The 21,377-nt window shown below is 39.6% G+C and carries 20 protein-coding genes; 7 read left to right on the forward strand and 13 right to left on the reverse strand.

Going from position 1 to position 21,377, the window contains the following annotated elements; genetic code table 11:
• Positions 1-135: 135 nt before the first annotated feature.
• The 8 genes from AWW68_RS08925 to AWW68_RS08960 all read right to left on the reverse strand — a co-directional run bounded on the left by AWW68_RS08925 (position 136) and on the right by AWW68_RS08960 (position 8,301).
• Positions 136-717 carry a hypothetical protein gene (locus tag AWW68_RS08925; RefSeq protein WP_068219640.1) on the reverse strand — a complete coding sequence of 194 codons (582 nt, stop codon included), beginning with the start codon at positions 715-717 and terminating at the stop codon, positions 136-138.
• A gap of 184 nt (positions 718-901) precedes the next feature.
• The gene (locus AWW68_RS08930; protein ID WP_068219644.1) at positions 902-1,696 is read right to left on the reverse strand and encodes a cation transporter; all 795 of its coding nucleotides are present in this window, start codon (positions 1,694-1,696) and stop codon (positions 902-904) included.
• Positions 1,697-1,863: 167 nt separating this feature from the next.
• Positions 1,864-2,391: a sigma-70 family RNA polymerase sigma factor gene (locus tag AWW68_RS08935; RefSeq protein ID WP_068219648.1), complete on the reverse strand. Its 528-nt coding sequence runs from the start codon at positions 2,389-2,391 to the stop codon at positions 1,864-1,866.
• 348 nt (positions 2,392-2,739) lie between these two features.
• Positions 2,740-3,801 (reverse strand): site-specific tyrosine recombinase/integron integrase, encoded by a 1,062-nt coding sequence (xerA, locus tag AWW68_RS08940; protein ID WP_221405982.1) that lies wholly within the window; start codon positions 3,799-3,801, stop codon positions 2,740-2,742.
• Between the two features lie 107 nt (positions 3,802-3,908).
• Positions 3,909-5,243, reverse strand: coding sequence for a dihydrolipoamide acetyltransferase family protein (locus AWW68_RS08945; protein WP_068219651.1), 1,335 nt, complete (start codon positions 5,241-5,243; stop codon positions 3,909-3,911).
• A gap of 75 nt (positions 5,244-5,318) precedes the next feature.
• Complete coding sequence (locus AWW68_RS08950; RefSeq protein WP_068219653.1) at positions 5,319-6,566, reverse strand: competence/damage-inducible protein A; 1,248 nt, start codon at positions 6,564-6,566, stop codon at positions 5,319-5,321.
• Positions 6,567-6,601: 35 nt separating this feature from the next.
• The gene (locus AWW68_RS08955; protein WP_068219656.1) at positions 6,602-7,114 is read right to left on the reverse strand and encodes a DUF6756 family protein; all 513 of its coding nucleotides are present in this window, start codon (positions 7,112-7,114) and stop codon (positions 6,602-6,604) included.
• Positions 7,115-7,131: 17 nt separating this feature from the next.
• Positions 7,132-8,301, reverse strand: coding sequence for a trans-sulfuration enzyme family protein (locus tag AWW68_RS08960; RefSeq protein ID WP_068219659.1), 1,170 nt, complete (start codon positions 8,299-8,301; stop codon positions 7,132-7,134).
• A 203-nt stretch (positions 8,302-8,504) separates the two neighbouring features.
• On the opposite strand from AWW68_RS08960, the gene AWW68_RS08965 reads away from it, so the two are divergent.
• The 5 genes from AWW68_RS08965 to AWW68_RS08985 all read left to right on the forward strand — a co-directional run bounded on the left by AWW68_RS08965 (position 8,505) and on the right by AWW68_RS08985 (position 13,917).
• Positions 8,505-9,287, forward strand: a complete 783-nt coding sequence (locus AWW68_RS08965) for a DUF6503 family protein (RefSeq protein ID WP_068219663.1) — start codon at positions 8,505-8,507, stop codon at positions 9,285-9,287.
• 318 nt (positions 9,288-9,605) lie between these two features.
• Complete coding sequence (locus tag AWW68_RS08970; RefSeq protein ID WP_157717585.1) at positions 9,606-10,082, forward strand: nucleoid-structuring protein H-NS; 477 nt, start codon at positions 9,606-9,608, stop codon at positions 10,080-10,082.
• Between the two features lie 73 nt (positions 10,083-10,155).
• Entirely contained in the window at positions 10,156-10,671 is a 516-nt protein-coding gene (locus AWW68_RS08975) for a hypothetical protein (RefSeq protein ID WP_394364969.1), read from the forward strand.
• Positions 10,668-11,504: a hypothetical protein gene (locus AWW68_RS08980; RefSeq protein WP_089082284.1), complete on the forward strand. Its 837-nt coding sequence runs from the start codon at positions 10,668-10,670 to the stop codon at positions 11,502-11,504. The genes AWW68_RS08975 and AWW68_RS08980 overlap by 4 nt, the downstream gene beginning before the upstream one ends.
• A complete protein-coding gene (locus AWW68_RS08985) occupies positions 11,491-13,917 on the forward strand; it encodes a leucine-rich repeat domain-containing protein (RefSeq protein ID WP_068219674.1) in 2,427 nt (808 codons plus the stop codon). The genes AWW68_RS08980 and AWW68_RS08985 overlap by 14 nt, the downstream gene beginning before the upstream one ends.
• Positions 13,918-14,049: 132 nt before the next feature.
• Here the strand turns inward: AWW68_RS08985 and fabF are convergent, their stop codons facing one another.
• The 4 genes from fabF to AWW68_RS09005 form a co-directional block, all read right to left on the reverse strand.
• Positions 14,050-15,291, reverse strand: a complete 1,242-nt coding sequence (gene fabF, locus AWW68_RS08990) for a beta-ketoacyl-ACP synthase II (RefSeq protein ID WP_068219677.1) — start codon at positions 15,289-15,291, stop codon at positions 14,050-14,052.
• On the reverse strand, positions 15,288-15,881 hold the full coding sequence (locus tag AWW68_RS08995) for a TetR/AcrR family transcriptional regulator (RefSeq protein ID WP_068219681.1): 594 nt from the start codon (positions 15,879-15,881) through the stop codon (positions 15,288-15,290). The genes fabF and AWW68_RS08995 overlap by 4 nt, the downstream gene beginning before the upstream one ends.
• A 120-nt stretch (positions 15,882-16,001) precedes the next feature.
• Positions 16,002-16,688, reverse strand: a complete 687-nt coding sequence (locus tag AWW68_RS09000; protein ID WP_221405983.1) for an SGNH/GDSL hydrolase family protein — start codon at positions 16,686-16,688, stop codon at positions 16,002-16,004.
• A gap of 12 nt (positions 16,689-16,700) precedes the next feature.
• On the reverse strand, positions 16,701-18,506 hold the full coding sequence (locus tag AWW68_RS09005) for a glycosyltransferase (RefSeq protein ID WP_068219685.1): 1,806 nt from the start codon (positions 18,504-18,506) through the stop codon (positions 16,701-16,703).
• 152 nt (positions 18,507-18,658) lie between these two features.
• Here AWW68_RS09005 and AWW68_RS09010 point away from each other — a divergent pair, with 152 nt between their 5' ends.
• Positions 18,659-19,189, forward strand: a complete 531-nt coding sequence (locus AWW68_RS09010; protein ID WP_068219687.1) for a DsrE family protein — start codon at positions 18,659-18,661, stop codon at positions 19,187-19,189.
• Positions 19,190-19,288: 99 nt separating this feature from the next.
• Positions 19,289-19,726, forward strand: coding sequence for a cytochrome B (locus AWW68_RS09015; RefSeq protein WP_068219690.1), 438 nt, complete (start codon positions 19,289-19,291; stop codon positions 19,724-19,726).
• A gap of 155 nt (positions 19,727-19,881) precedes the next feature.
• Here the strand turns inward: AWW68_RS09015 and AWW68_RS09020 are convergent, their stop codons facing one another.
• Positions 19,882-21,336, reverse strand: a complete 1,455-nt coding sequence (locus tag AWW68_RS09020) for a M20 family peptidase (protein WP_068219693.1) — start codon at positions 21,334-21,336, stop codon at positions 19,882-19,884.
• Between the last annotated feature and the right edge of the window lie 41 nt (positions 21,337-21,377).

Genomic DNA, 21,377 nt, shown 5'->3' on the forward strand with positions numbered 1-21,377 from the left:
TGGTGTTTGTCTAACGGTTGGTAAGCTAAAGCTGTAATTTGATTTTAAGTTATACATTTTTAAAAAGCAAAGCCCAGCTTTAGCGGGGTGTACGCACAGAAGCTTCGGCACCACCACAGCCGCATTGCGTATAGGTTATGTTAGTCGTAGTTTTTTAAGCAATTCAATATAATTATTGATTCCTTCAAAGGAGTCTTCAGCATGGTACAATCGAATAATGATATCCCTATTTGATCTTTTAATCCATCCGAAATTGGGGTATTCGCTTATATTAAGATCAATTAGCTTATCCAATTGTTCTTTAGAATCTGCATAATAGATAAAGCCATTCAGCAATTTTGTTTTTTTGAATCCGTTAAAAGGATTAAACAAGAGTCTTAGCCAATTCTTTGACTTTATCTTAAAAGGCTTTTGTGATTTTGTAATGGGTTTTTCGAACTTGATTGTAGTCACATAAGTGTAGGTGTCGTTCATCAAATTTCCAGCATTTACATCTGCCAATCTTTTTAAAACCTCAAATGATATTGAATCAAATTTAAAATCAATCTTAGATTCTAAATGAATCCCGTATGCGCTCAAATTCCCAGAAATAGAACCATTGTAAGTTTTTGTAAATGTCTCCCATGCGCTACCTATTTTGATGAAGCTTTCAACCCATTCTGTATTCAATGGGCTTTCAGGATCTACTTTAATAAACTCTAAATTCTGACTGTTCAATTTCTTAGTGTGTGGTCTTTATAAGGTCAAGCAATTACGACTAACGGTCTCGGCTATGAGTAGTTGCGTGGGTTAGCACTTAACTTTGCAAGTACACACCAAACTGAAAATCCGCGAGGATTTTCAGAAGTAGGCAAGAACAAGCAATTACTTATAGCCATTGTTGTGGTTAGTGTTTTTTTATTTATTTACTCAATTTTAAAATTCTAAAAGCACCTTGAATTACCAAAACAAAAACTATTGTTCCGATAATCAAATCAGGTTTGCTTGAACTCAACCAGTTTACCAAAAGTCCAGCTGTTATTACTCCTAAATTTATAATCACATCGTTTGAAGTGAAAATCATACTTGCTTTCATATGTGCCTCTTCCTTACTTTTTGACTTTTGTAAAATGTAAAGACAAATTCCGTTTGCAATAAGTGCGAAAATTGAAACGATAATCATTGTCGAAAAGTTTGGTAATTTCTCGTCTCCGAAAAATCTCCTTAAAACTTCTACAAATCCGATAATTGCAAGTGTTATTTGAAAATATCCAGCAAGTTTGGCAATCCGTTTTTTCTTTATTACTGTTCCACCAACCGCAAACAAGCTAATTCCGTAAACGAAACTGTCCGCAAGCATATCTAAACTGTCGGCAACCAATCCCATTGATTTTGAGATTATTCCTGTTGTCATTTCAATTATGAAAAACGCAAAATTTATGGCAAGTACAGACCAAAGTAGTTTTTTTTGGTTTGCATTTTCATTAAATTCTGTTTGGTCGGTTTGTTCAGTCGAGATTTTCTTTCCGCCTAAATTCAGTTCGATAACTGATTTTTCGATTTGGTCAGTTTCTCCGCTGTGAAAAACGGTCAGTTTTCGGTTGGGAATGTCAAAGTCCAAATTCGCAATACTTGGAATTCCGTCCAATTTCATTCGGATTAGATTTTCCTCTGAAGGACAGTCCATTTTAGTAATCTCAAATATTGTTTTATTCATTTAGTTTCTCGGTTTATTTACATTAACCACAACGGTCTTGTATAACAATCAGTTGCGGGTTGTTTGGAAACTAAGATAGCTAAAATTAATGACTTTTATGCTTGCGCGGTTGTGTCCGCAAGACACAGAGCCGCAATTGTTGTTATACGGTGTTGGCAGGCGTATTTTTATTCTGTTTTACAAATTGAACAATTCGATTCTCCAATTAACTTACCATTTTTATCAAATTCATATTTGCAACATTCGTTGAATTTTTTCTTTAAAATATCCTTTGCTCTCCTAATTCTTACTTTTACATTTTCAAGGCTAATTCCTAATTCTTTGGCAACATCCTTTTGTTTTAGTCCTTTTATATAAATCAGTTCGATTACTTGTCTGTAAATTTTGGGTAAATCATTTATGAATTTATCAAAGCAACATATATATTGAAATTTTTGTAAAGGAATTTCCTTATTTATATCTAATTTTCCTACATAAATGGATTCTTTGTTAAAGTAATTAATCGTTTCGTTACGGGCAATTTGGAAAATCCACGCTTTTGCTTTTTCTTCTTTTTCGAGCTTAGGTAAATTTTTGTGAATTTTTAAAAATGTATTTTGGAAAATATCGTTTGCGGCATCTTTATTTTTAACTTTTTTGAGAATGAAGAAATATAATTCATCATTAAAGTTGTCCCATATTTTTTGAGTTTCCATAATCAAAAATAAATAAAGGTTAGTCAAGAAACCAACCTTTATTGAAATTAACAACAATTACATTTGTCACACTCACATTTAGAGCAAGGACAATTATTTTCCAAACAATTTCCACAATTACATTTAGTGCAATCGCAATTAGTGCATTTACAATTATTCATAACTTTTAAATTTTATCGTTCATTAAGTAGACTGATAAACATCATAAAAGATACTTTTTTTCGTGTTTTTTTTCAATATGACTGCCAACGTTAGCTATCGTGCACTTTTATGCACGATATAAATCATATAATTTAATATTTATGCACGATAGCCATGCATTTCTGATGGCTATCGTGAGTTTTCAATTTAGTCGTCCAGGTTTAAATTATCTAAAGGTGACTGTATTTTTTCCCAACCCTTATGTGTTATATGTGTATAAATTTCTGTGGTCTGACTTGAGTTATGTCCCAATAAAACTTGGATATACCTGATGTCCACTCCTTTTTCTAAAAGATGTGTAGCAAAGCTATGGCGCAAAGAATGTAGAGTAACTCTTTTCGAAAGCTTGGCTCTTTGAATAGCCGAAATAAAAACTCTCCTTAAACTAGAGTCAGAGTATTGCCCGCCATTTTGTCCTTCAAATAGATACTCCTTTGGTCGGTACTTTTTAAAATATTCGCGCAACACCACCAATGCCTTTTGAGAGAGGATCGTTACTCGGTCTTTTTTGCCTTTCCCACCTCTTACAAATACACGCATCTGTTCACTGTCTATATCACCAATATGTAATTTGATCAACTCACCTGCTCTCAGACCTGAACTATATACCATGAGTAGCATTGCCTTGTGCTTTAGGTTATGAACGGAATTTAGAATAGCAGAAACTTCTTTTTCTGTCAATACCTTTGGCAACCTGAACTCTTTGATTGGTCTTTCAATATGGTAGTACCCTCTTTCTCTTCCCAGTACTTTTTCAAAGTAGAATTTTATCGCATTGATATATTGATTTTGACTACTAGTAGATACCTTTTTTTCTGACACTAAATAGGTTTGGAATTCGGCCACGTGGCTATCGTTTAATTGCTCAGGTTCAATTGAATTGAAATGACTCAGAAATTTTTCAAAGAGCGATAAGTAGGTTTGAATGGTGTTGGGGCTGTAACGCCTTCGCTCTAGCTGCTCCAAGTATTCTTTCGGGACTTTAGATTTCTCTTTTAGAATTAGTGTTTTTGACTTATTCGAGCTCTGCAAATTGAAGGCTCTAATAAGCTTTTCTTTTCGCTCAGGTGTAATTGGAAATAGCCAAAGCTTTCTTTTCGGGTGCCACCTTCCTTTGAGTTTTTTTGCCTTTGCAATAAGGTCTGTATCATAGGGCATGGCTATACCAAAAAATGACTTTCCCTCAATATCTATGGTTTCTAGTCTCATGCGTGTTTTGTACAATTTAATAAAAAAGAAAACCCCGACCTGATCGCTCAAGTCGAGGTTTAGTCTTTTATCTAAAATCTAATGTCTACAATCTGAAGCCTTCCGAATCAGAAGCCTCTGTTCAAGTCGAATCTCTCTAGATAGTCGGCTACTCTACGAACAAACATTCCGCCTAGTGATCCGTCTACCACTCTATGGTCATAAGAGTGAGAAAGGAACATTTTGTGCCTGATGGCAATGGCATCTCCGGCAGGAGTTTCTACCACTGCTGGTTTTTTCTGTACCGCACCAAGGGCCATAATGCCTACTTGAGGCTGCATAATGATAGGTGTACCCATTACATTGCCAAATGAACCAACGTTAGATACGGTGTAGGTTCCGCCCTGAAGATCGTCTGGAGTTAGCTTGTTTTCACGAGCTTTTCTAGCCAATTGGTTTACTCTTTTTGTGAGGCCTACAAGACTAAGCTGATCTGCATTGTGAATTACAGGAACAATTAGGTTGCCCGATGGCAATGCTACGGCCATACCGATGTTGATGTCTTTCTTTTTGATAATTCTGTTGCCATCAACCTGCACATTCATCATCGGGTAATCTTTCATGGCTCTTACAATAGCCTCAATAAAGATTGGAGTGAAAGTAATAGGCTCGCCTTCTCTTTCTTTGAATTGATTTTTAACTCTATTTCTCCAGTAAACTACATTGGTTACGTCAGCTTCTACAAATGAAGTTACGTGTGGAGAAATGCGCTTACTGTCAACCATGCGCTCAGCAATCATTTTGCGCATTCTATCCATCTCGATGATCTCGTCTTCACCTGAAATAGATACTGGCATTGGCTGAGGAGCTCTTTGCGTACTTGCCTGAGCTGTTGCTGGAGCAGGGCTTGCCGCAGGAGTTTGAGTGGCTTGACCACCAGCAGGTCTATTCTTCACATAAGAAAGAATGTCGCTTTTGGTTACTCTGCCTTCTCTACCTGTGCCAGGAACGGTTTCTAGTTCGGCCATAGGAATGTTCTCTTGGCGAGCAATGCTCATTACCAAAGGAGAATAGAAGCGATCTGAAGCTACTTGAGCTGTTTGTCCGTTGTTGTTTGCCGCTGTTGCTGCAGGAGCAGCAGGCTCTGATTTAGTTTCTTCTTGTGCTTTGCCACTGCTAGTAGGAGCTTCAGGTGCAGGAGCCGCAGAGGTAGACTCGCTTGCTTCTGTCTCTATTTTGGCTATTGGTGCGCCAACAGCCACCACATCGCCTTCTTTTACCAAAATTTCTTTCAGAACTCCTCCATGTGTGGCAGGTACTTCCGTGTCCACTTTATCGGTAGCCACCTCAAGTACAGATTCATCTGCCTCAATAGTGTCGCCTTCTTGTTTAAGCCAAGATAGTACAGTACCCTCCATGATACTTTCCCCCATCTTTGGCATTACCATTTCTACTATAGCCATTTCCTTGTTTTTAGCGAATTATAACGTTTGCACTAATCCACAAAAGTAAGTGAATTACCAAATATTATCAAAGTTTTAGCGACTCAAACTTTTCCTTACCAAATTTAATACGGAAATTTGTGTCAATTCAATATTTAATAGTCTATTCTGTGTTAGTTGCAGTTTTTTAGTGATGGTTTCTTTTCCATCAGCAAAAGCAATCCAAACTGTACCAACGGGTTTCTCTTCAGAACCACCTCCAGGTCCGGCAATTCCACTAGAAGAAGCGCCAATATCAGCATTAAATAACTTTCTAGCACCTTCTGCCATTTCTTTTACGCAGGCCTCACTTACCGCTCCATGCACTTCTAATGTCGCAGGTTTAACACCTAGTAGGTTGACTTTGTGGTTGTTGTGGTAAGGAACCACTCCTCCCTGAAAGTACTCTGAAGAACCAGCAATGGTTGTGATTTTATGCTGAACGTAACCACCAGAACAACTTTCGGCCAAGGCGATTGTTTTTCCCTTTGCTTTTAGAAGTTGCCCCACGGCTTCTTCTAATGTAGTATTGTCGTAACCGTAAATATAGGAGCCAGCCAAAGGCATCAACTCGTCAATTAACTCTTGAACATCTTTTTTTAGGTGTTCTCTATTGTCTCCAATAGCGGTGAGTCTAAGCTTTACTTGACCTACGCTTGGCAAGTAGGCCAGAGAAATATGCTCGGGGAGGCTTTCTTCCCAGTCTTTGATTTTGTCGGCTAGGAAAGACTCACCAATCCCAACTGTTTTGATCAGCTTGTGATAGATAACTGGGGTTTGAAAGAACGAAGCCAGTTTGGGAAGAACCAAAGTCTTCATCAGGTTCTTCATTTCATGCGGTACTCCAGGCATAGAAACGAATACTTTGCCATTTTTTTCATACCAAGTTCCGGGGGCTGTCCCTAGTTCATTATGTAGCACTTCGGCTGCTTTTGGAGCCAAAGCCTGTCTTTTGTTTAGCTCTGTAAAAGTTCGGCCTCTACTTTCGAAGAAATGTTTAACGTGAGTCAAAACACTCTCATTCATGACGATCTCACTGTCGAAGTATTGAGCAAGCATTGGCATGGTGAGGTCATCGTTTGTGGGACCCAGGCCGCCTGTAATGAGCACCATGTCTGCTCTTGCTTCGGCTTCAGCGAAAGCACCAAGTATGGCTTCTTCAGTATCGCCAACAGTCGTTTTGCGAACGACCTTTATTCCTAGTTGGTCTAGTTCAGAGCTGATCCATTGAGAATTGGTATCAGTTATTTGTCCGTAGAGTATTTCATCACCAATGGTGAGAATTTCAGCCAAAATTTGCTTCATTTTATCACTCAGTGTAAGCCGCTGTTTAATGAGTTTTAAACAATCGTACTTTCTTTTTTATATTCTTCGATTCGATCTTTTAGTTTTCCTGTCCCAATCATAATGTCGTGATGATTTATTATTAAAATCCACTCGTATTTTTTTGAGACAATTAATACTTCATCAGTCCAGATAGATTCCCTGAACAACTTTTCGAAAGCTTTAACGGTTCCTTCATAAATCCAAAATTTTGTTTTCTCATTCACGGTGTCGTCAAGTAAAAACCAGACTCTTTCCGTTGGATTTATAAAGTTTTCCAATTTAAGAGTCTTATAGCTAACTGGAGCAGTGGCATAGGAATCTACTAAGGTTTCCCAAATCCATTTGGAGTTTTTGCTTGAAGAAAACCTTGTCCAAATTTTCGGCTCAATTTTCTTCCATTCTTTGATGTTTAATTCTGAAAATTCATCGGTTGAGATGTTTAGATTTTCACAGAGTCTTTTTATCACGGCACGTAAATCTGTCCAAGTTTCCTTCTTCTTTGATTTTACATGTCTCTCTTTACTCATTATAATTTTAGGCAACTTCAGGTTAAAGCCTGTTGTATGTCATTAATAATATCATCAATATGTTCTAAACCTACGGAAATACGAATGAGTTCTGGAGTAATGCCAACTTTCTGACGTTCTTCTTCAGAAAGTTTCGCATGAGTGGTAGATGAAGGGTGGGTAGCAATAGTTCTGCTGTCTCCAAGGTTGGCAGTGAGGGAGCACATTTTAAGATTGTTCAAGAAGCTGCGTCCTTTTTCCAGTCCACCTTGAACGCCAAAAGCTACTACAGCACCACCAGCAATCATTTGCTTTTGGGCAATACCGTACTGCGGATGACTCTTTAAGCCCGGATATTTTACCCAACTCACTTCTGGGTGGGTAGAAAGAAACTCTGCTAGCTTCAGGGCATTCTCACAATGTCTGTCCATCCGAACTGCTAGTGTTTCTAAGCTTTTAGAAAGTACCCAAGCATTGAAAGGAGATAGTGCTGGGCCTGTGCTTCGGCTGAAGGCATAAATTTCTTCGATCAGTTCTTTCTTGCCCACCGTGATTCCACCCATTACTCGGCCTTGACCATCAATAAATTTGGTGGCAGAATGAATCACCAAATCAGCTCCGAATTTGATGGGCTGTTGCAGATAAGGTGTAGCAAAGCAATTGTCTACAATCATTAACAGGCCGTGCTTTTTGCAGAAAGTAGAAGCAGCTTCTAGGTCTACCAGGTCTACTCCAGGGTTAGTGGGTGTTTCTAGGTAGAAAAGCTTAGAGTTCGGTTGAACAGCCTTTTCCCAACTGGCTGGATCGTCTACTTCAACATAAGTGGTCTGAATATTCCACTTCGGTAGAATTTTGGTGAATACTGTGTGTGTGGAACCGAATATTGAGCGACAGCTGATGATGTGGTCACCAGTTTTGCTTAGAGCAGCAAAACTTGAAAAAACAGCCGACATACCAGTTGCAAAAACGTAACCCGCTTCGGCATCCTCCATTAAGCATACTTTATCGATTAGCTCCTGATAGTTAGGGTTGCTGAACCGACTATAGATATGCCTGTTGTTCTCGCCAGCAAATGAAGCCCTCATTTCTTCTGCGTCATCATAAATAAAGCTAGAAGTAAGGTACATGGGAGTAGAATGCTCCTTGGCATGGGTAGGCTCAATTTGAGTTCTAACGGCTTGGGTTTCGAATTTCTGCTCTTTATTCATATAAATCTGCTTAGCCCAAAGTTAAATGTCTTTCTGACTTTTTGTAAGGCTTTTAAAAGCTCATTGGTATTTTAATTTTTGTAATAGGCACTGCTGCCTGCATCGAGGAATTTGTAAAAGCTGACTAAGTAATGCACTGAAATGTTCTTAAACTGACAGTATTTTAAATTCTTTAATTTCACCTTTGTACAAAAAATGCCATCATGAAAGAACTCATAGCACTTTCACTATTGATGTTTTTAATGGCCTGTGAAGGCAAAAAAGACAATCAAGAAGTTTCAGAGGTTGTAAAGCCGAGCAATACAGCACATCATATTCCTGAAATAACTGCGGTTTTCGATGCTCACGGAGGCTTCGATACGTGGACTTCATTAAAATCTCTTTCCTATAATAGTGGAGGTAGTAAAACACTTGTAGAGTTGCAGAATAGGTATACTCGAATTGAGTCAGAAAATCAAACTGTGGGCTTTGATGGAGAGCAAGTTTGGGTTTATCCTGCTTCTGAAAATGCCGATAGGCAGCGTATGCGTTATAATCTTATGTTTTACTTCTACGCTTTTCCTTTTGTGGTAGGAGACCCTGGAGTGAATTATGAGGTGATGGAACCAATGGAGTTGGCTGGCAAAACTTATAATGCTGTGAAGGTGTCTTACAATAATGGCGTGGGAGATTCTCCTAACGACTCATACATTATTTGTTCGGATCCTGATACCAATAAAATGCATTGGTTGCTCTATACAGCTACTTTTGGTGGTGGGGCAAAAGACAGATATAGTCTGATAAAGTATGAAGGGTGGCAAAATTTTGAAGGCGTGATGTTGCCAACTTCTTTGCAGTGGTATAGCTATGCAGATGGTGAAGTAGGAGAGCCAAGGGGTAATGCTACTACATTTGAGAACATTCAAGTTTCAAAAGAGTATCCGGCTATGAGTAACTTCCAAATGCCTGAGGGAGCGTCTGTGGCAAATATGCCAGAGGGTAATTAATCAAGGAAGTTATTAACTAGAAGTTTACTGGGTTGTTTAGAGCAATCTTCTGTTAAGGAGGTTGCTTTTTCGTTTTTTAAAAAAGGGTAGTTGTTAAATCAAGCTGATGAGGGGGGCTTGTCAATTTCAGCTTACACTTTTATAGCTCCGTCATTAAGAATTTACTTGCCATTTTGAGAGGCTTTTTCTCAATTCAAAAATTATTTTTGCCGAACATATCCGCGTTCAACGGTTTTACGTTAAACGCTCGAATTGGAACACTATTTGTCCAATCAGTTCGAAAATGAAAAAAGAGCAACTTAAACAATGTTAATCCAGATGAACAAATCAATTAAATCATTAGCTCTCTTTATGGTTTTAGTTTTAGTATTGGCTTCGTGTAAAAGCAAGAAAGCACTTGTAGATGCACAGCCTGAGCCAGAACCTATGGAAGAGCCGGCTCCTACTCCAGAACCTGAGCCAGAGCCAGAACCTGAGCCAAGAGATGTAAGAAGCGCACCAGAAGCTACTTTAGATACTCGTCTTAATAATTACTTCGCTGCTATTGCTTCTGCTTCATCTAACGATGTAGCCAACAGAAACATCAGAGAGGCGCTAGGTCTATTTAGCAATGGAACGGCACCTGTTCTTATTATAATCTATGCTGCTAATGGCACTGAAGATTACGATGAGCCAACAGATATCACTAAATACCTCAACTACATCAAAGACACAGGAAACAATGTGCACAGAGTGAAAGAAGTAGTGAGAGACCCAAGCGGTAAGATTAAGGAATTGGTATTGGTGAAAAAATAAGAAGAAAATGAACAGAAGATATATTCAATTATTAGCTATCGCCTTCATTGCAGTTTTCACTAGTACTGCGGTAATGGCTCAGAATGCAGTAGATCCGAACAGAGAAAAAGCCATCGATTCATTGGCTTTGGAAAAGGTGAAAGATCTCGGTAAGTACATTAAAATTATCGGAAATAAGAGCACTCCATACAACGAGGCTACTCGCGTAATGGATAGGGCTGAAGAGCTTTTCGCTCCAGGTTCTGAAATGGGTGTTTCATCATTGGCTAAAGAAGAAATCGAATACTACAAGGTAAGAGAGTACTTCCGTAGGTTGATGGCCCTGAATTATGATAAAGTAACCATTGAGTGGTACGATGTACACTACATTTCTGACCTTGAAAGACAGCCTGATGGCAGGTATGTTGGTGTAGTAACTATTTATCAGAAGTTTGAAGGTACTAATGGTGATAAGTTAGCGTATAAGGATACAACCAAAAAGGACATCACTATATACGTAGAAAAGAAAGAGACTCAGATTGCAGGTAGAACTATTGAGTTCTGGGATGTAATTTTGGGTGATATTCGTGTGTCTGAAACTTCGATATGATCAAAAGATTTTTGCTGCTTTCCGGCTTATTAGTTCTAGTAATTCAAGGTAATCTACAGGCGCAGATCGTCTCAGAAGACGATGAAATTGAGCGTCAGCTTTTGGCTAGTACAAAGCAACTGAACCAATTTTTTAGCAGGTTCAATGGTGAAGAAGATACCAAGGGGAGAGAGTTTGAGCCAGAAGACAGGCAATACAGAAATTCAAGATTAAGAAAAAGATTCCTGAGCATTCTCTTCGATGAGGAGAATGCCGGGTTTTCTGAATCTTTATTCGAAGAGTTTGTAAATAAAGTTACCAGTGATGATCAGCCTATTTTTCTAGACCTGCAGGCAAAAGAATGGTTTGCGGTGGTCAATACCACTTTCAGGTATAAAGGAAGGTCTATGCCGCTAACGCTATATATGCAAATCCAAGAAGAGGGGTTGGGTTATGAATGGGTAATTGCTGATATCTCCTTCGAACCATACAAAACACTCTTCGATAAGCAGAGAGGGCAAACTAAAGAGTTTCTGCATCCTATGAGCCATGAGTTAGATTTTATGAACCTGAGAAAAGCAATGGTGAAAGATGGGAGTCCGGAATCATATACATTGGCCGATTTCGAACCAGATTTACTGACTGTGTTCCTTTACGATGTAAAAATGGGGAATCTGACTTTTGAGACGGTTAATAGATTGAATTATCATTTTTTCTCGGTAGACGGATGGTATTTCTCTCTGAATAATTTCAATCGTCCTGGCTACAATACAGGATGGCTCATCTCAGATCTGGTGAAAATCAATGCACAACAAAAAGAAGATCTGTTAAAGCTGCTTTATGATAAGAAATAAACTCATTATTGGGTGTTGCTTCCTGCTGGTTTTCTTTCAAGCTAAAGCACAGGAGTTTGATGCATCTGCTGATCCGAAGATGGAGCAGGCCAAGGGAATGGTAGAAACATTGGCCTATTATTTCAATCTTTTGGGTGGAACCCGTACCTCGGTTTCTGAGAAAGAGACTATAATTAACAGCAGTTACTTAAAGCTTTTTGCCAATGAGAAGGTGCAAGTAGAAGATGACTTGCAAGAGAACAGGTCAACAGTAACTTACAAAGATATTCAGGCTTACTTGAAGGATATAGATTTCTTTTTTGAGGAAGCCGTTTTCGACTTTGAGGTGGAGAAAGTAGAGAAGCTTCAGAAAGATGATCAGAAGCCTTATTACAGAGTAGAACTCATCAGAAACCTGGAGGCAGTAAGTCTAGGAGGAGAAGAGATTAACTCAACTAAGAAGCGCTATATAGAATTGAATGCTGACGCCAACAATGAGTTGAAAATTGCTAGCATCTATACTACTAAAATCAGTAAGGAGAAACAGTTAAGAGAGTGGTGGAGTGGACTGACTTTAGAGTGGAAAAAGGTATTTAAAAAGAAATTAGGCTTGGTGTATGACAGTCTTTCTAAAGATGAGTTATTCAACTTAGCCACCATAGATTCTCTAGACCTGAAAGGCAACGACCTTATATTGGACTTGGAGCCAATCTATCAACTGACCTCCTTAAAGCACTTAAGAATCAGCAATACTTGGGTTAATGACCTAAAGCCGTTGCTGTCTATCAATAAATTGCAGTCGCTAGATGTATCCAATACATCGGTTTTCGATCTACAATATCTAAAATATCACAAAGACATTAGGAAGCTCAATTTGAGTAATAGCCATGTGGAAGATTTCTCAGTGCTAGCAGGTTTTGATAAACTCACAGAGCTGAATCTGAATGGCATAGCAGGTACTGATCTTTCATTTTTAGAGGGGCTGAATGCCCTTGAAGTATTAAGCTTAGAAGATGCCAAAGGTATAGATGAGGTGAGTTTTGGTCAGATAAAAAGCTTAAGGTCGCTTCATTTAAAGAATAGCGATATTTCTACTGTTCAGGGGATAGCTGCCATGAGCCAGCTTAGTTTGTTGGATCTTTCTGCAACAGAAATCACTTCTTTAGCAGGTTTCGAGAACCTTAAAAGTTTGCAGACCCTGAGAATAGACAATACTGAGATTTCTGATTTGTCTCCATTATTAGATCTGGCTCAACTGAAGATGGTATACGCCAATGGAGCGGCATTGACAGATGAGGCAATTGATAAATTCAATTCGGCTAGTAGAGCGCTACTTATCACCAATTCAGATCAATTAATGGCTTGGTGGAATGAATTGCCGAGCCCATTGAAGAATAAGTTGGGAGATGTGATGGGCACTTTCAGCCCAGAGGTTGAAGATTTATCGGCATTAGTTAGGCTAGACTCTCTAGACGCGAGTCAGTCTGGATTGAAGAGCCTATCTCCACTTACTAGGTTCCAGTCATTGAAATATTTGAACTTAGATGGTAACCGAATCAGTGTGCTAAACGGTCAAGAGCTTTCTTCTCGCCTAGTGACGCTTAGTGTAAATAATACAGACATCAATACGTTGTCTAATCTGTCTTCGCTTAGAAATTTGGAAAGACTTGAAGCCAAGAATACAGCCATTCGTAATCTAGACCAAGTAGCTGAATTACCTAAGTTAGAATTGCTAGATGCCGATGGAAGTAATGTTTCTGCTGAACAGGTTGCCGACCTATTAAAGAAAAGGCCGAAGGTGAATATTCGTTTTATGTCCGATAAATTGCTTACGTGGTGGGCAGATCTTCCTCCAAACTTGAAGCGAGCATTCGGAGACAATGTAAGGCTGTCTTCTCAGCCAGATAGAGATGAACTTCATACGCTAGTTGCGCAAGAATCTTTAAGTTTTAATGGAGTCAATCTTAATTCTGAGTTTGAAGCATCTCTTCAGCTATTTTTTAGATTGAAAGAGTTAAAACTTCAGCAGGTGAGAACGAATTTGATTACAGACCTGCCTGAATTGCCTGAGTTAGAAAGCTTAGCCTTATTACAAATGCCTATGGCTGATTTAACAGGAATTTCCTCAAAATACCCTAGTCTAAAAAGGTTGAATATTACCAATACGGCTGTTGAGGATTTAAGACCGCTTTCTGGGTTAACTGAACTAGAAATGCTCAATTGCTCAGGAACTAATGTAAAGCGCTTTAGAGGGTTAGAGAACCTTCAGAACATGAAGGAAATTGATTGTTCAAATACCAAAGTATTTAGGTTAGATAGACTTTCAGGACTGCAGAATCTTGAGAAAATCACCTGTTTCAACACAGGCTTGCGTCAGAATGATATTGATAAGTTGCTGGAGAGTCTTCCTAATGTTGAGATTGTTTTCTATTAAGTTCTCTGCCAACTACTCGGGGTCAATTTTTCTGTAAAAATATAACCGTCATTCCCGCGCAGGCGGGAATCCCCTAAAGAATTGCAAGAAGCTTGAAATCCCCGCCTACGCGGGGATGACATTCATTATTGATTACTCAAACCTTTTGAAAATGGCTGTAGCAATATGACCGCCAAAACCGAAGGTGTTACTCATAGCGTAACGTACATCATGTTTCTCTGCGGTGCCCAAAGTCAAGTCGAATTTATCTCCCCAATCTGAATCAACCTCTTTAGTATTGATTGTTGGCGGAATGACACCCTCTTGAATAGCCATTATGCTAGCAATAGATTCAATGGCTCCTGCTGCTCCTAGTAAGTGGCCAGTCATAGATTTGGTAGCCGAAAGCTTCAGGTTTTCGCGCTTACCGAAAACTCTTTCCACGGCTATTAATTCGCTCTGGTCGCCAATAGGAGTGGAGGTAGCGTGCATATTAATGTAGTCAATGTCTTTTGCTGTTATACCTGCATCTTCCAGTGCCTCATTCATTCCTAGAAAAGCGCCTTCCCCTTCAGGGTGAGTTCCCGTTAAATGGTATGCATCTGCAGCCATTCCACCTCCTGCAACTTCAGCAATGATGTTAGCACCACGGGCTTTGGCATGTTCATATTCCTCTAGAATTAAGGCTCCGGCTCCTTCGCCAACAACAAACCCATCTCGAGTTTTGTCAAACGGTCTGGATGCAGTAGAGGCTTCCTCATTGTTAGTGCTTAGGGCTCTAGAAGCGTTGAAACCGCCCAATCCAGCCGCAGTTATTGGTGCTTCGGAACCGCCAGTAATAACCATATTGGCTTTTCCCCAACGGATGTAATTGAAGGCGTCAATAATTGCGGTTGTACCAGAGGCGCAAGCAGATATGCAGGTGAAGTTGATGCCTCGGAGACCGTACTTCATGGAAATAACGCCAGAGGCAATGTCTGCTATTATTTTAGGAATAAAGAATGGATTGAATTTAGGATTCTCATCTCGCTTTACGTAGTCAATCATTTCCTCGGTAAAGGTTTCTATGCCTCCGTTTCCTGAGCCCCAAACCACTCCAATTTTGTTTCTGTTTAAACTCTCAAAATCGATATTAGCATTTTTAACAGCCTCTTCTGCCGCAATTAAGGCATAAGAAGTAAAGCGGTCGTATTTGCGCGATTCGCTTCTCGGGATATGATCATCGATATTAAAGTTCTTTAGTTCACACCCAAAGTGCGTTTTGAATTTACTTGTGTCGAACCGAGTGATTTCTGCCGCTCCACTAGTACCAGCCTTGAGGTTGGTCCAATAGTCGTTGATATTGTTTCCGATGGGAGTCAATGCCCCCATTCCAGTGATTACAACTCTTTTCATTGTTTTAATTGCTTTTCTATTATGCTTTTCAAGTAGTTGAGGGTAGTGCCAAAGCTGTTTTTGTTTTGAGTGCTTTTGGCTATTAATATGGAGCCCTCAATTCCGGCTATAATTAAATTTGCCATTTCACTGGCATGGACTTCAGCTTTAAATTCACCAGACATTTGCCCTTCAGTGATTACAGCTGCTAGTTCTTTCTTCCAATTAGTAAAGGTCACGCTTACGCGTTCCTTCAGTAACGGGTAACCATCATCGGCTTCTACTGAGCTATTCATCAGAGCACAGCCTCCATTCTCATACACCTGTTCAAAACCCTCTTCATAAAAGTTGAAGAACCTTTCCAGTTTATTCCAAGAGTTATCAGTGGTAGTCAGGGCCTTGAAAAGGCCTTTCTGAAAGAACTTAAGGTTATGTTCAAAACAGGCTACGGCCAAGTTGTCTTTGTCTTTAAAGTTGCCATATATGGCTCCTTTGGTAAGTCCAGTGGCTTCAGTGATATCGGAGAGAGACGTACCGTAAGCTCCTTTCTTGTTGAAAATAGGCGCTACACTTTCTACTATAAACTGTCGGGTTCTCTCTGCTTTGGTCATTTACAAAAATATACCAATTGGTATATAATTGCAAATAAGTAGTCTCTGAACCTAAGTAAATGCTCAGTTGTGTTCTTGATTAGGACTGTAAGGGCTTGGGTTTTGCAGCTATGGCTAGCCTTATCTTTTCAACGTTTTATCTAGCGCTTTTTCCAATATAGGTTCCATTACTAAGTAACCAGCGGTGTTCGGGTGAACGCCATCGCTCCCTAGTTCGGCTTTAAGACCGTTTTGTTCGTTAACCATAGCAGAGAAATAATCTACGTAAGTTATCTTATGCTCTTTGGCAAAAGCTTTTAGCTCATCATTAAGATCGATTACTTTTTGAGCAGGCTCTAAACCTGGCCTCCAAGGAAAATCATTTGCAGGAAGAACAGAGCATAGCAGTACTTTGATATTATGTGCTTTGGCTAGTTTGGCCATGGCGAAGATATTGTCGGTAATCATTTTTTGGGTAGTAGGCCCCGTGTTGCCAGCAATGTCATTGATGCCAGCTAAGATTACTACAGCTTCTGGTCTCAGGTCAATAACATCTTGCGTGAATCTTATGAGCATTTGCGGTGTGGTTTGACCACTAATTCCTCTGTTTACGTAGGGCTTTCCTTCAAAAAACTCAGGCCTAATATTTTTCCAGCCTTCGGTAATTGAGTTGCCCATAAAAACCACACTCTTTTCTCCCTGAGTTAATGGAGTTAATTGACTGTTTTGCTGTTGATACTTTTTAAGGTTTGCCCAGTCTTGAGCTTGTGCCGCCTGAATGAACATAATGAATGATAGTAGTATTAGGGTTGGTTGAAGTCTTTTCACGTCTATAAGTATTTACTTTTTAATAGCCTTAGCGTAGGCCTCGTCATAGTGGATTCTTAGTTTATGCCAATCAAATGTTCTTGAAAACTCCTCTAAAGTGTTTCTCATTATAGCTCTGTAATTGTAGTTGGTTTTAGAGAACTGCAACAACATTTTAGCTAAGTCTTCAACCGATTGAGCTTCAGTTTTATCTTTTCTTTTTAATACGTAAACTCCTGTTTCTTGCGAGTTGGCATTAATGTTTTCTGTGTAAGAGCCAAAGCCAGAAAGGTCACTGGTTATTGTTGGTACGCCTCTGGCAATACATTCTAAAGGAGTGTAACCCCATGGTTCATAGTAGCTTGGGAAAATACCCATATGGCAACCGCGAACAAATTGAGAGTATTCTAAACCAAATAGTGGATTGGTTGGAGAGATAAACTCAGGGTGAAACACCACTTTTACTTTGTCTATCGGACTGTTGAACAACTGCTCCTCTCTCAGCCCTTTTAAGATGGCATCGTTATGATCATCTTGTAGTAAGTGGGTCACAATCATAGGCCACTCATCTGTTTTCCATGACTGTAATGAGCGCCTAAATCTGAGCCTCCAATAATCTGAGACAAACTGATTTAGGTCTGGAAGCTTAAAATCGTCTTTCGAAGATGCTGCATTGACCAAAAGTTGAGCAGCAATTTCCCCCTCAATAGATTTGCAAGTGTTTTTAACCTCTTCTAACAAAGCTTTGGAATGGAGTACCGCAGGGTTGAAAGATTTTACTGGAGCATTGGTTATAAAAAACATTACCACTGTAACATCAACCTTCTCTTGTATAAGCTTCTCATTGAGCTTTTTGAGAGCTTTTACTATTATATCGAAGCCTTTGTTTTCGTATTCATATCTACCACTTGTAAATAGAAACAGCGTTTTGTTAAGGTCGAATGGAGTAGCGTTGAAGAAGTGTCCGATTACAAAATTTTCAATCTGTTTCTTATACTTCTCGTGCCTGATCTGAATACGATGCGGATCTTGAAAGCGCTCAATATTGAGGCCATTGGGTGTTATCTGGTCAGGCAGTTTACCCAGTAGGGCTTCACATTCTAGACCGGTAATTTGACTTACGGTAGTAAAGCAATCGGTTTTGTTAGCCCCTTGTCTTTCAAGTTGATGAATGGATGGAATTCCGAATTGCTTAGCAAGCTCTTGATCGTCCACTTCATACATCATGTCGTAGAAGTTTTTATGGTTTACGGCAAGTACTCTTCCAAGCCTAGTGGCATGCGTAGTAAATATGGTTTTTACATTGCTATGAGCGCCAGTCGTATTCAATAATGCAGGGCAAACCATCCATTCATGGCCATGAAATAGAATGGTTCTTTTCTCATGCTTACTGAATAACGTAAAGAAAGTATCTACTAAGTCGCACCACTGTAGGCTTATGTCGTAAAGAGAGTCATCAGTGCCAATGGGAATCTGATGATCTTCCCAAAGCTGTTTCTTTATATGCTGAAGTTTGCCAATGTTGTGGTCGGGGTTCAGAAGAACAGTTTTGGGCCTGCCAGACACTAACCAAGTGCCATACCTTACTTCGATGCCCATGTTTTCTAGGGCTGCCACAGTTCTGCCAAGTGTCGACTCTCTTTCGGCAATATCTTCAAATTCGGCATTCAGGCCTTTGTTCACCAATGGGCCAAGCAAGCAATAGTTTTTTCCCCAAGCTTCAATATTAGCTGGGAGCTTAGAGCGTATAACTGTATAAATTCCTCCCAACTGATTACATATTTCCCAAGAGGTTTCAACTAGAAAGTGTTTCTCGTAATCAATGGGTTGTGAGGTCATGGAGCTAAGTTTTTCTCAATATAGATTCAGCATGTTTTTAATCAAACCATCAGCTAGCTATACTAGGTTTTTCTTTTGTTAAATCTGCCTTTTAACATTTCTAGGCTTTATAAAAGCGTCAAAATTTGTTACTTGAGATAAATTAGATCCTCATGAAAAAGTATATCCTATTCATATTTTTAATCAGCTCTATTGGAATAAAGGCTCAGGAAATGGTGAACCCCGTGGTGAAAGGCTTTGCTGGTATTATGGATGCTCCTCACGCTACAGAAAAGCCAGACTCTAATATGGAATATAAAATAGTGATAGATGTAGCCACAGGGAGCAATAACCCTAAAGAGCCGATGTATTCTTTAGTGAATGTAGGAAGGCTGCTGAATTTGCATGCAATGGGTGGTGTGCCCGAAGAAAATATGCATGTGGTTTTGGCTATCCATGCAGGGGCAGTTTGGTCTGTTCTAGACAATGAAAGCTATAAGGCTAAGTATGGAGAAGATAACCCTCATATCAAAATCTTTAAGGAACTTGAAGAAGCTGGAGTAAAGATTTTTGCTTGTTCCCAATCACTTATGGGCAGAAGCATAGACCATAATAAGCTAGCACCTGGGGTAGAGGTGGCCACATCAATGCTTACTACCATGACTACCTATCAGTTGAAAGGCTATGCAGCATTAAAGTTTTAAGAACTACAAGCCTTGAAGAACCCAGAGTGGAAGAAAAACGCCAACAATTAGGTATCTCAAGTAATTCTATAGTTTATTTGTGCTAACAATCATTCGCTTATGTATTCAGGACTACTTCATGCTCACTCAGGCCTCAGATGGCTAGTATTAATCTTCTTAATTGTTGCCATTGCCAACGCATTTTCAAAAAAGAAATCTGGCGTATGGACCCCAAAAGACAGAAAGCTTTCTGCCATGGCTATGGGGATGGTTCACCTCCAATTCGTAATTGGCTTGGTGCTATATTTCATTAGTCCAAAAGTAAGTTTCACTGAAGGCTTCATGCAAAACGATGTGCTTAGATTTTATGCGGTTGAGCATATCTCAATGATGATTGTTGCCATTGCCCTCATCAGCATAGGCCACAGTAAAGCCAAAAAAGCAGCCATCGATTCAAAGAAATTTGGCGCTATTGCCACCTTCTACCTAATCGGACTAATCATTATGTTAGCCTCAATTCCATGGCCTTTCCGCAACTTAGGCGGAGCATGGTTTTAATCGATTTTTCTTAAGAGTTTTAAAAGCCTTTGGTAAATGCCAAAGGCTTTTTCTTTTTTGGGCGTGCCCCTAAAGGGTCGGGCTATTCGCTTTTACTCCTCGGCTTCGTACCTCAGCCTGTGGGGTAATCGCTACTATCCCTCACGCAGTATCCGCTACTGATTGCTGTTTAAAATTAACTGACGGTAGAATCTAATAGCATTCTTATAATCTTCCACCAAAATATGCTCATCAATACCATGGAAGGTATTGATGTTCTGCTCGTTGATGTGATAAGGCACAAACCGATAAATGTTTTTGCTGATAGGACTGAAGTGTCTAGAATCTGTAGCCGCAATTACCAAGTTAGGAGCAGTAAAAGTAGCCTCAAAAACCTGTTTTATACTTCTGTTGATGGTTTCATAACCCCAACTATCCATTGGCGAAACCGGTGAAGGGTTAGTATTGAATCCGTAAAACTTAGCTTTTACTCTTTCATCATCCATCACCGCCAAACAATGCTCCATAACATCTTCCGCTGTTTGGCCTGGAATAATTCTGAAGTTCACCAAAGCCCTTGCCGTAGTTGGAATTACGTTCTCTTTAATGCCAGCCTCAAAAATAGTGGGTGCTGTGGTGGTTCTTATCAAGGCGTTGCCAGCATTACTAGCACCTTCATAAGTAGCAATAATGATCGGCTTAAAGAGCGACTTATTAGCGAATGCCATTTTATTCACAAAGCCCATCTCTGGTCCTAACTGATTCATAAAGCCTTGCATAGCTTCAGAAAGTGTAGCTTCCATGGGTTCTTCTTTCAACCTTGAAATGGCCTTTGCCAAAACATCTATGGCCGTTTCAGGAGAAGGCTGAGAAGAATGGCCACCCTCCATGTCTACTGTAAATTCTATGGTAGTTGAGCCTTTCTCAGCAATGCCAATCATGGCTACGTCTGTGTCAATTCCGGGAATCAGTTTTTGGGTTATGGCGTAGCCTTCGTCCAAAACATACTCTGCTTCAATACCCTTAGATTTTAGGTGCTCTACCATGGCTACAGCGCCAAAATCACCACCTACTTCTTCATCGTGCCCAAAGGCTAGGTAAATAGTTCTTTCTGGCTGAAAGTCCTCTTTGAGAAGCATTTCAACAGCTTCCATAATTCCGATAACAGAGAATTTATCGTCAATTGTGCCTCTTCCCCAAATCTTGCCATCCTTAATTTCTGCTCCAAACGGTTCAACCGACCATTTATCAGGAGAGGCTATAGGTACCACATCAATATGACCCATCAGAACGATTGGCTTCAGTTCTGTATTGCTTCCTCTCCATTCATACAAATGGCTAAACTCATTGAATATTCGATGGTTCAATAGACTGTCTGATAAAGGGTATTCATCCTTCAGAAAGGTGTTGAATAGGTGGAATTGAGATGAATCGAATTCTGCCGGATCTTCAAATGAGATGGTCTTCAGTCTAAGGGCTGTCTGCAGGTTTGTTACTGAATTATCCTCAATCTGTAATTTGTCAATCACAGCAACCTCAAGCTGCTGAGATTTAAAGGTGAACGTTTTAATCAAAACGTAAGCTACCAGTAGTACAACTAGAGATAGTAATAGCAGGGCGACTTTCTTCATACTTCCAAAGTATCACATAATCGGTGTTGAATGAAAAGAAA

This window comes from Roseivirga spongicola (assembly GCF_001592965.1).
Lineage (GTDB): Bacteria > Bacteroidota > Bacteroidia > Cytophagales > Cyclobacteriaceae > Roseivirga > Roseivirga spongicola.

What these genes read in the sequence shown, in the direction of transcription:
- AWW68_RS08930 (WP_068219644.1), bottom strand. Translation starts at nt 1,696, where the DNA reads ATGAATAAAACAATATTTGAGATTACTAAAATGGACTGTCCTTCAGAG.
- AWW68_RS08935 (WP_068219648.1), bottom strand. Translation starts at nt 2,391, where the DNA reads ATGGAAACTCAAAAAATATGGGACAACTTTAATGATGAATTATATTTC.
- xerA (WP_221405982.1), bottom strand. Translation starts at nt 3,801, where the DNA reads ATGAGACTAGAAACCATAGATATTGAGGGAAAGTCATTTTTTGGTATA.
- AWW68_RS08945 (WP_068219651.1), bottom strand. Translation starts at nt 5,243, where the DNA reads ATGGCTATAGTAGAAATGGTAATGCCAAAGATGGGGGAAAGTATCATG.
- AWW68_RS08950 (WP_068219653.1), bottom strand. Translation starts at nt 6,566, where the DNA reads ATGAAGCAAATTTTGGCTGAAATTCTCACCATTGGTGATGAAATACTC.
- AWW68_RS08955 (WP_068219656.1), bottom strand. Translation starts at nt 7,114, where the DNA reads ATGAGTAAAGAGAGACATGTAAAATCAAAGAAGAAGGAAACTTGGACA.
- AWW68_RS08960 (WP_068219659.1), bottom strand. Translation starts at nt 8,301, where the DNA reads ATGAATAAAGAGCAGAAATTCGAAACCCAAGCCGTTAGAACTCAAATT.
- AWW68_RS08965 (WP_068219663.1), top strand. Translation starts at nt 8,505, where the DNA reads ATGAAAGAACTCATAGCACTTTCACTATTGATGTTTTTAATGGCCTGT.
- AWW68_RS08970 (WP_157717585.1), top strand. Translation starts at nt 9,606, where the DNA reads ATGAACAAATCAATTAAATCATTAGCTCTCTTTATGGTTTTAGTTTTA.
- AWW68_RS08975 (WP_394364969.1), top strand. Translation starts at nt 10,156, where the DNA reads ATGGCTCAGAATGCAGTAGATCCGAACAGAGAAAAAGCCATCGATTCA.
- AWW68_RS08980 (WP_089082284.1), top strand. Translation starts at nt 10,668, where the DNA reads ATGATCAAAAGATTTTTGCTGCTTTCCGGCTTATTAGTTCTAGTAATT.
- AWW68_RS08985 (WP_068219674.1), top strand. Translation starts at nt 11,491, where the DNA reads ATGATAAGAAATAAACTCATTATTGGGTGTTGCTTCCTGCTGGTTTTC.
- fabF (WP_068219677.1), bottom strand. Translation starts at nt 15,291, where the DNA reads ATGAAAAGAGTTGTAATCACTGGAATGGGGGCATTGACTCCCATCGGA.
- AWW68_RS08995 (WP_068219681.1), bottom strand. Translation starts at nt 15,881, where the DNA reads ATGACCAAAGCAGAGAGAACCCGACAGTTTATAGTAGAAAGTGTAGCG.
- AWW68_RS09005 (WP_068219685.1), bottom strand. Translation starts at nt 18,506, where the DNA reads ATGACCTCACAACCCATTGATTACGAGAAACACTTTCTAGTTGAAACC.
- AWW68_RS09010 (WP_068219687.1), top strand. Translation starts at nt 18,659, where the DNA reads ATGAAAAAGTATATCCTATTCATATTTTTAATCAGCTCTATTGGAATA.
- AWW68_RS09015 (WP_068219690.1), top strand. Translation starts at nt 19,289, where the DNA reads ATGTATTCAGGACTACTTCATGCTCACTCAGGCCTCAGATGGCTAGTA.
- AWW68_RS09020 (WP_068219693.1), bottom strand. Translation starts at nt 21,336, where the DNA reads ATGAAGAAAGTCGCCCTGCTATTACTATCTCTAGTTGTACTACTGGTA.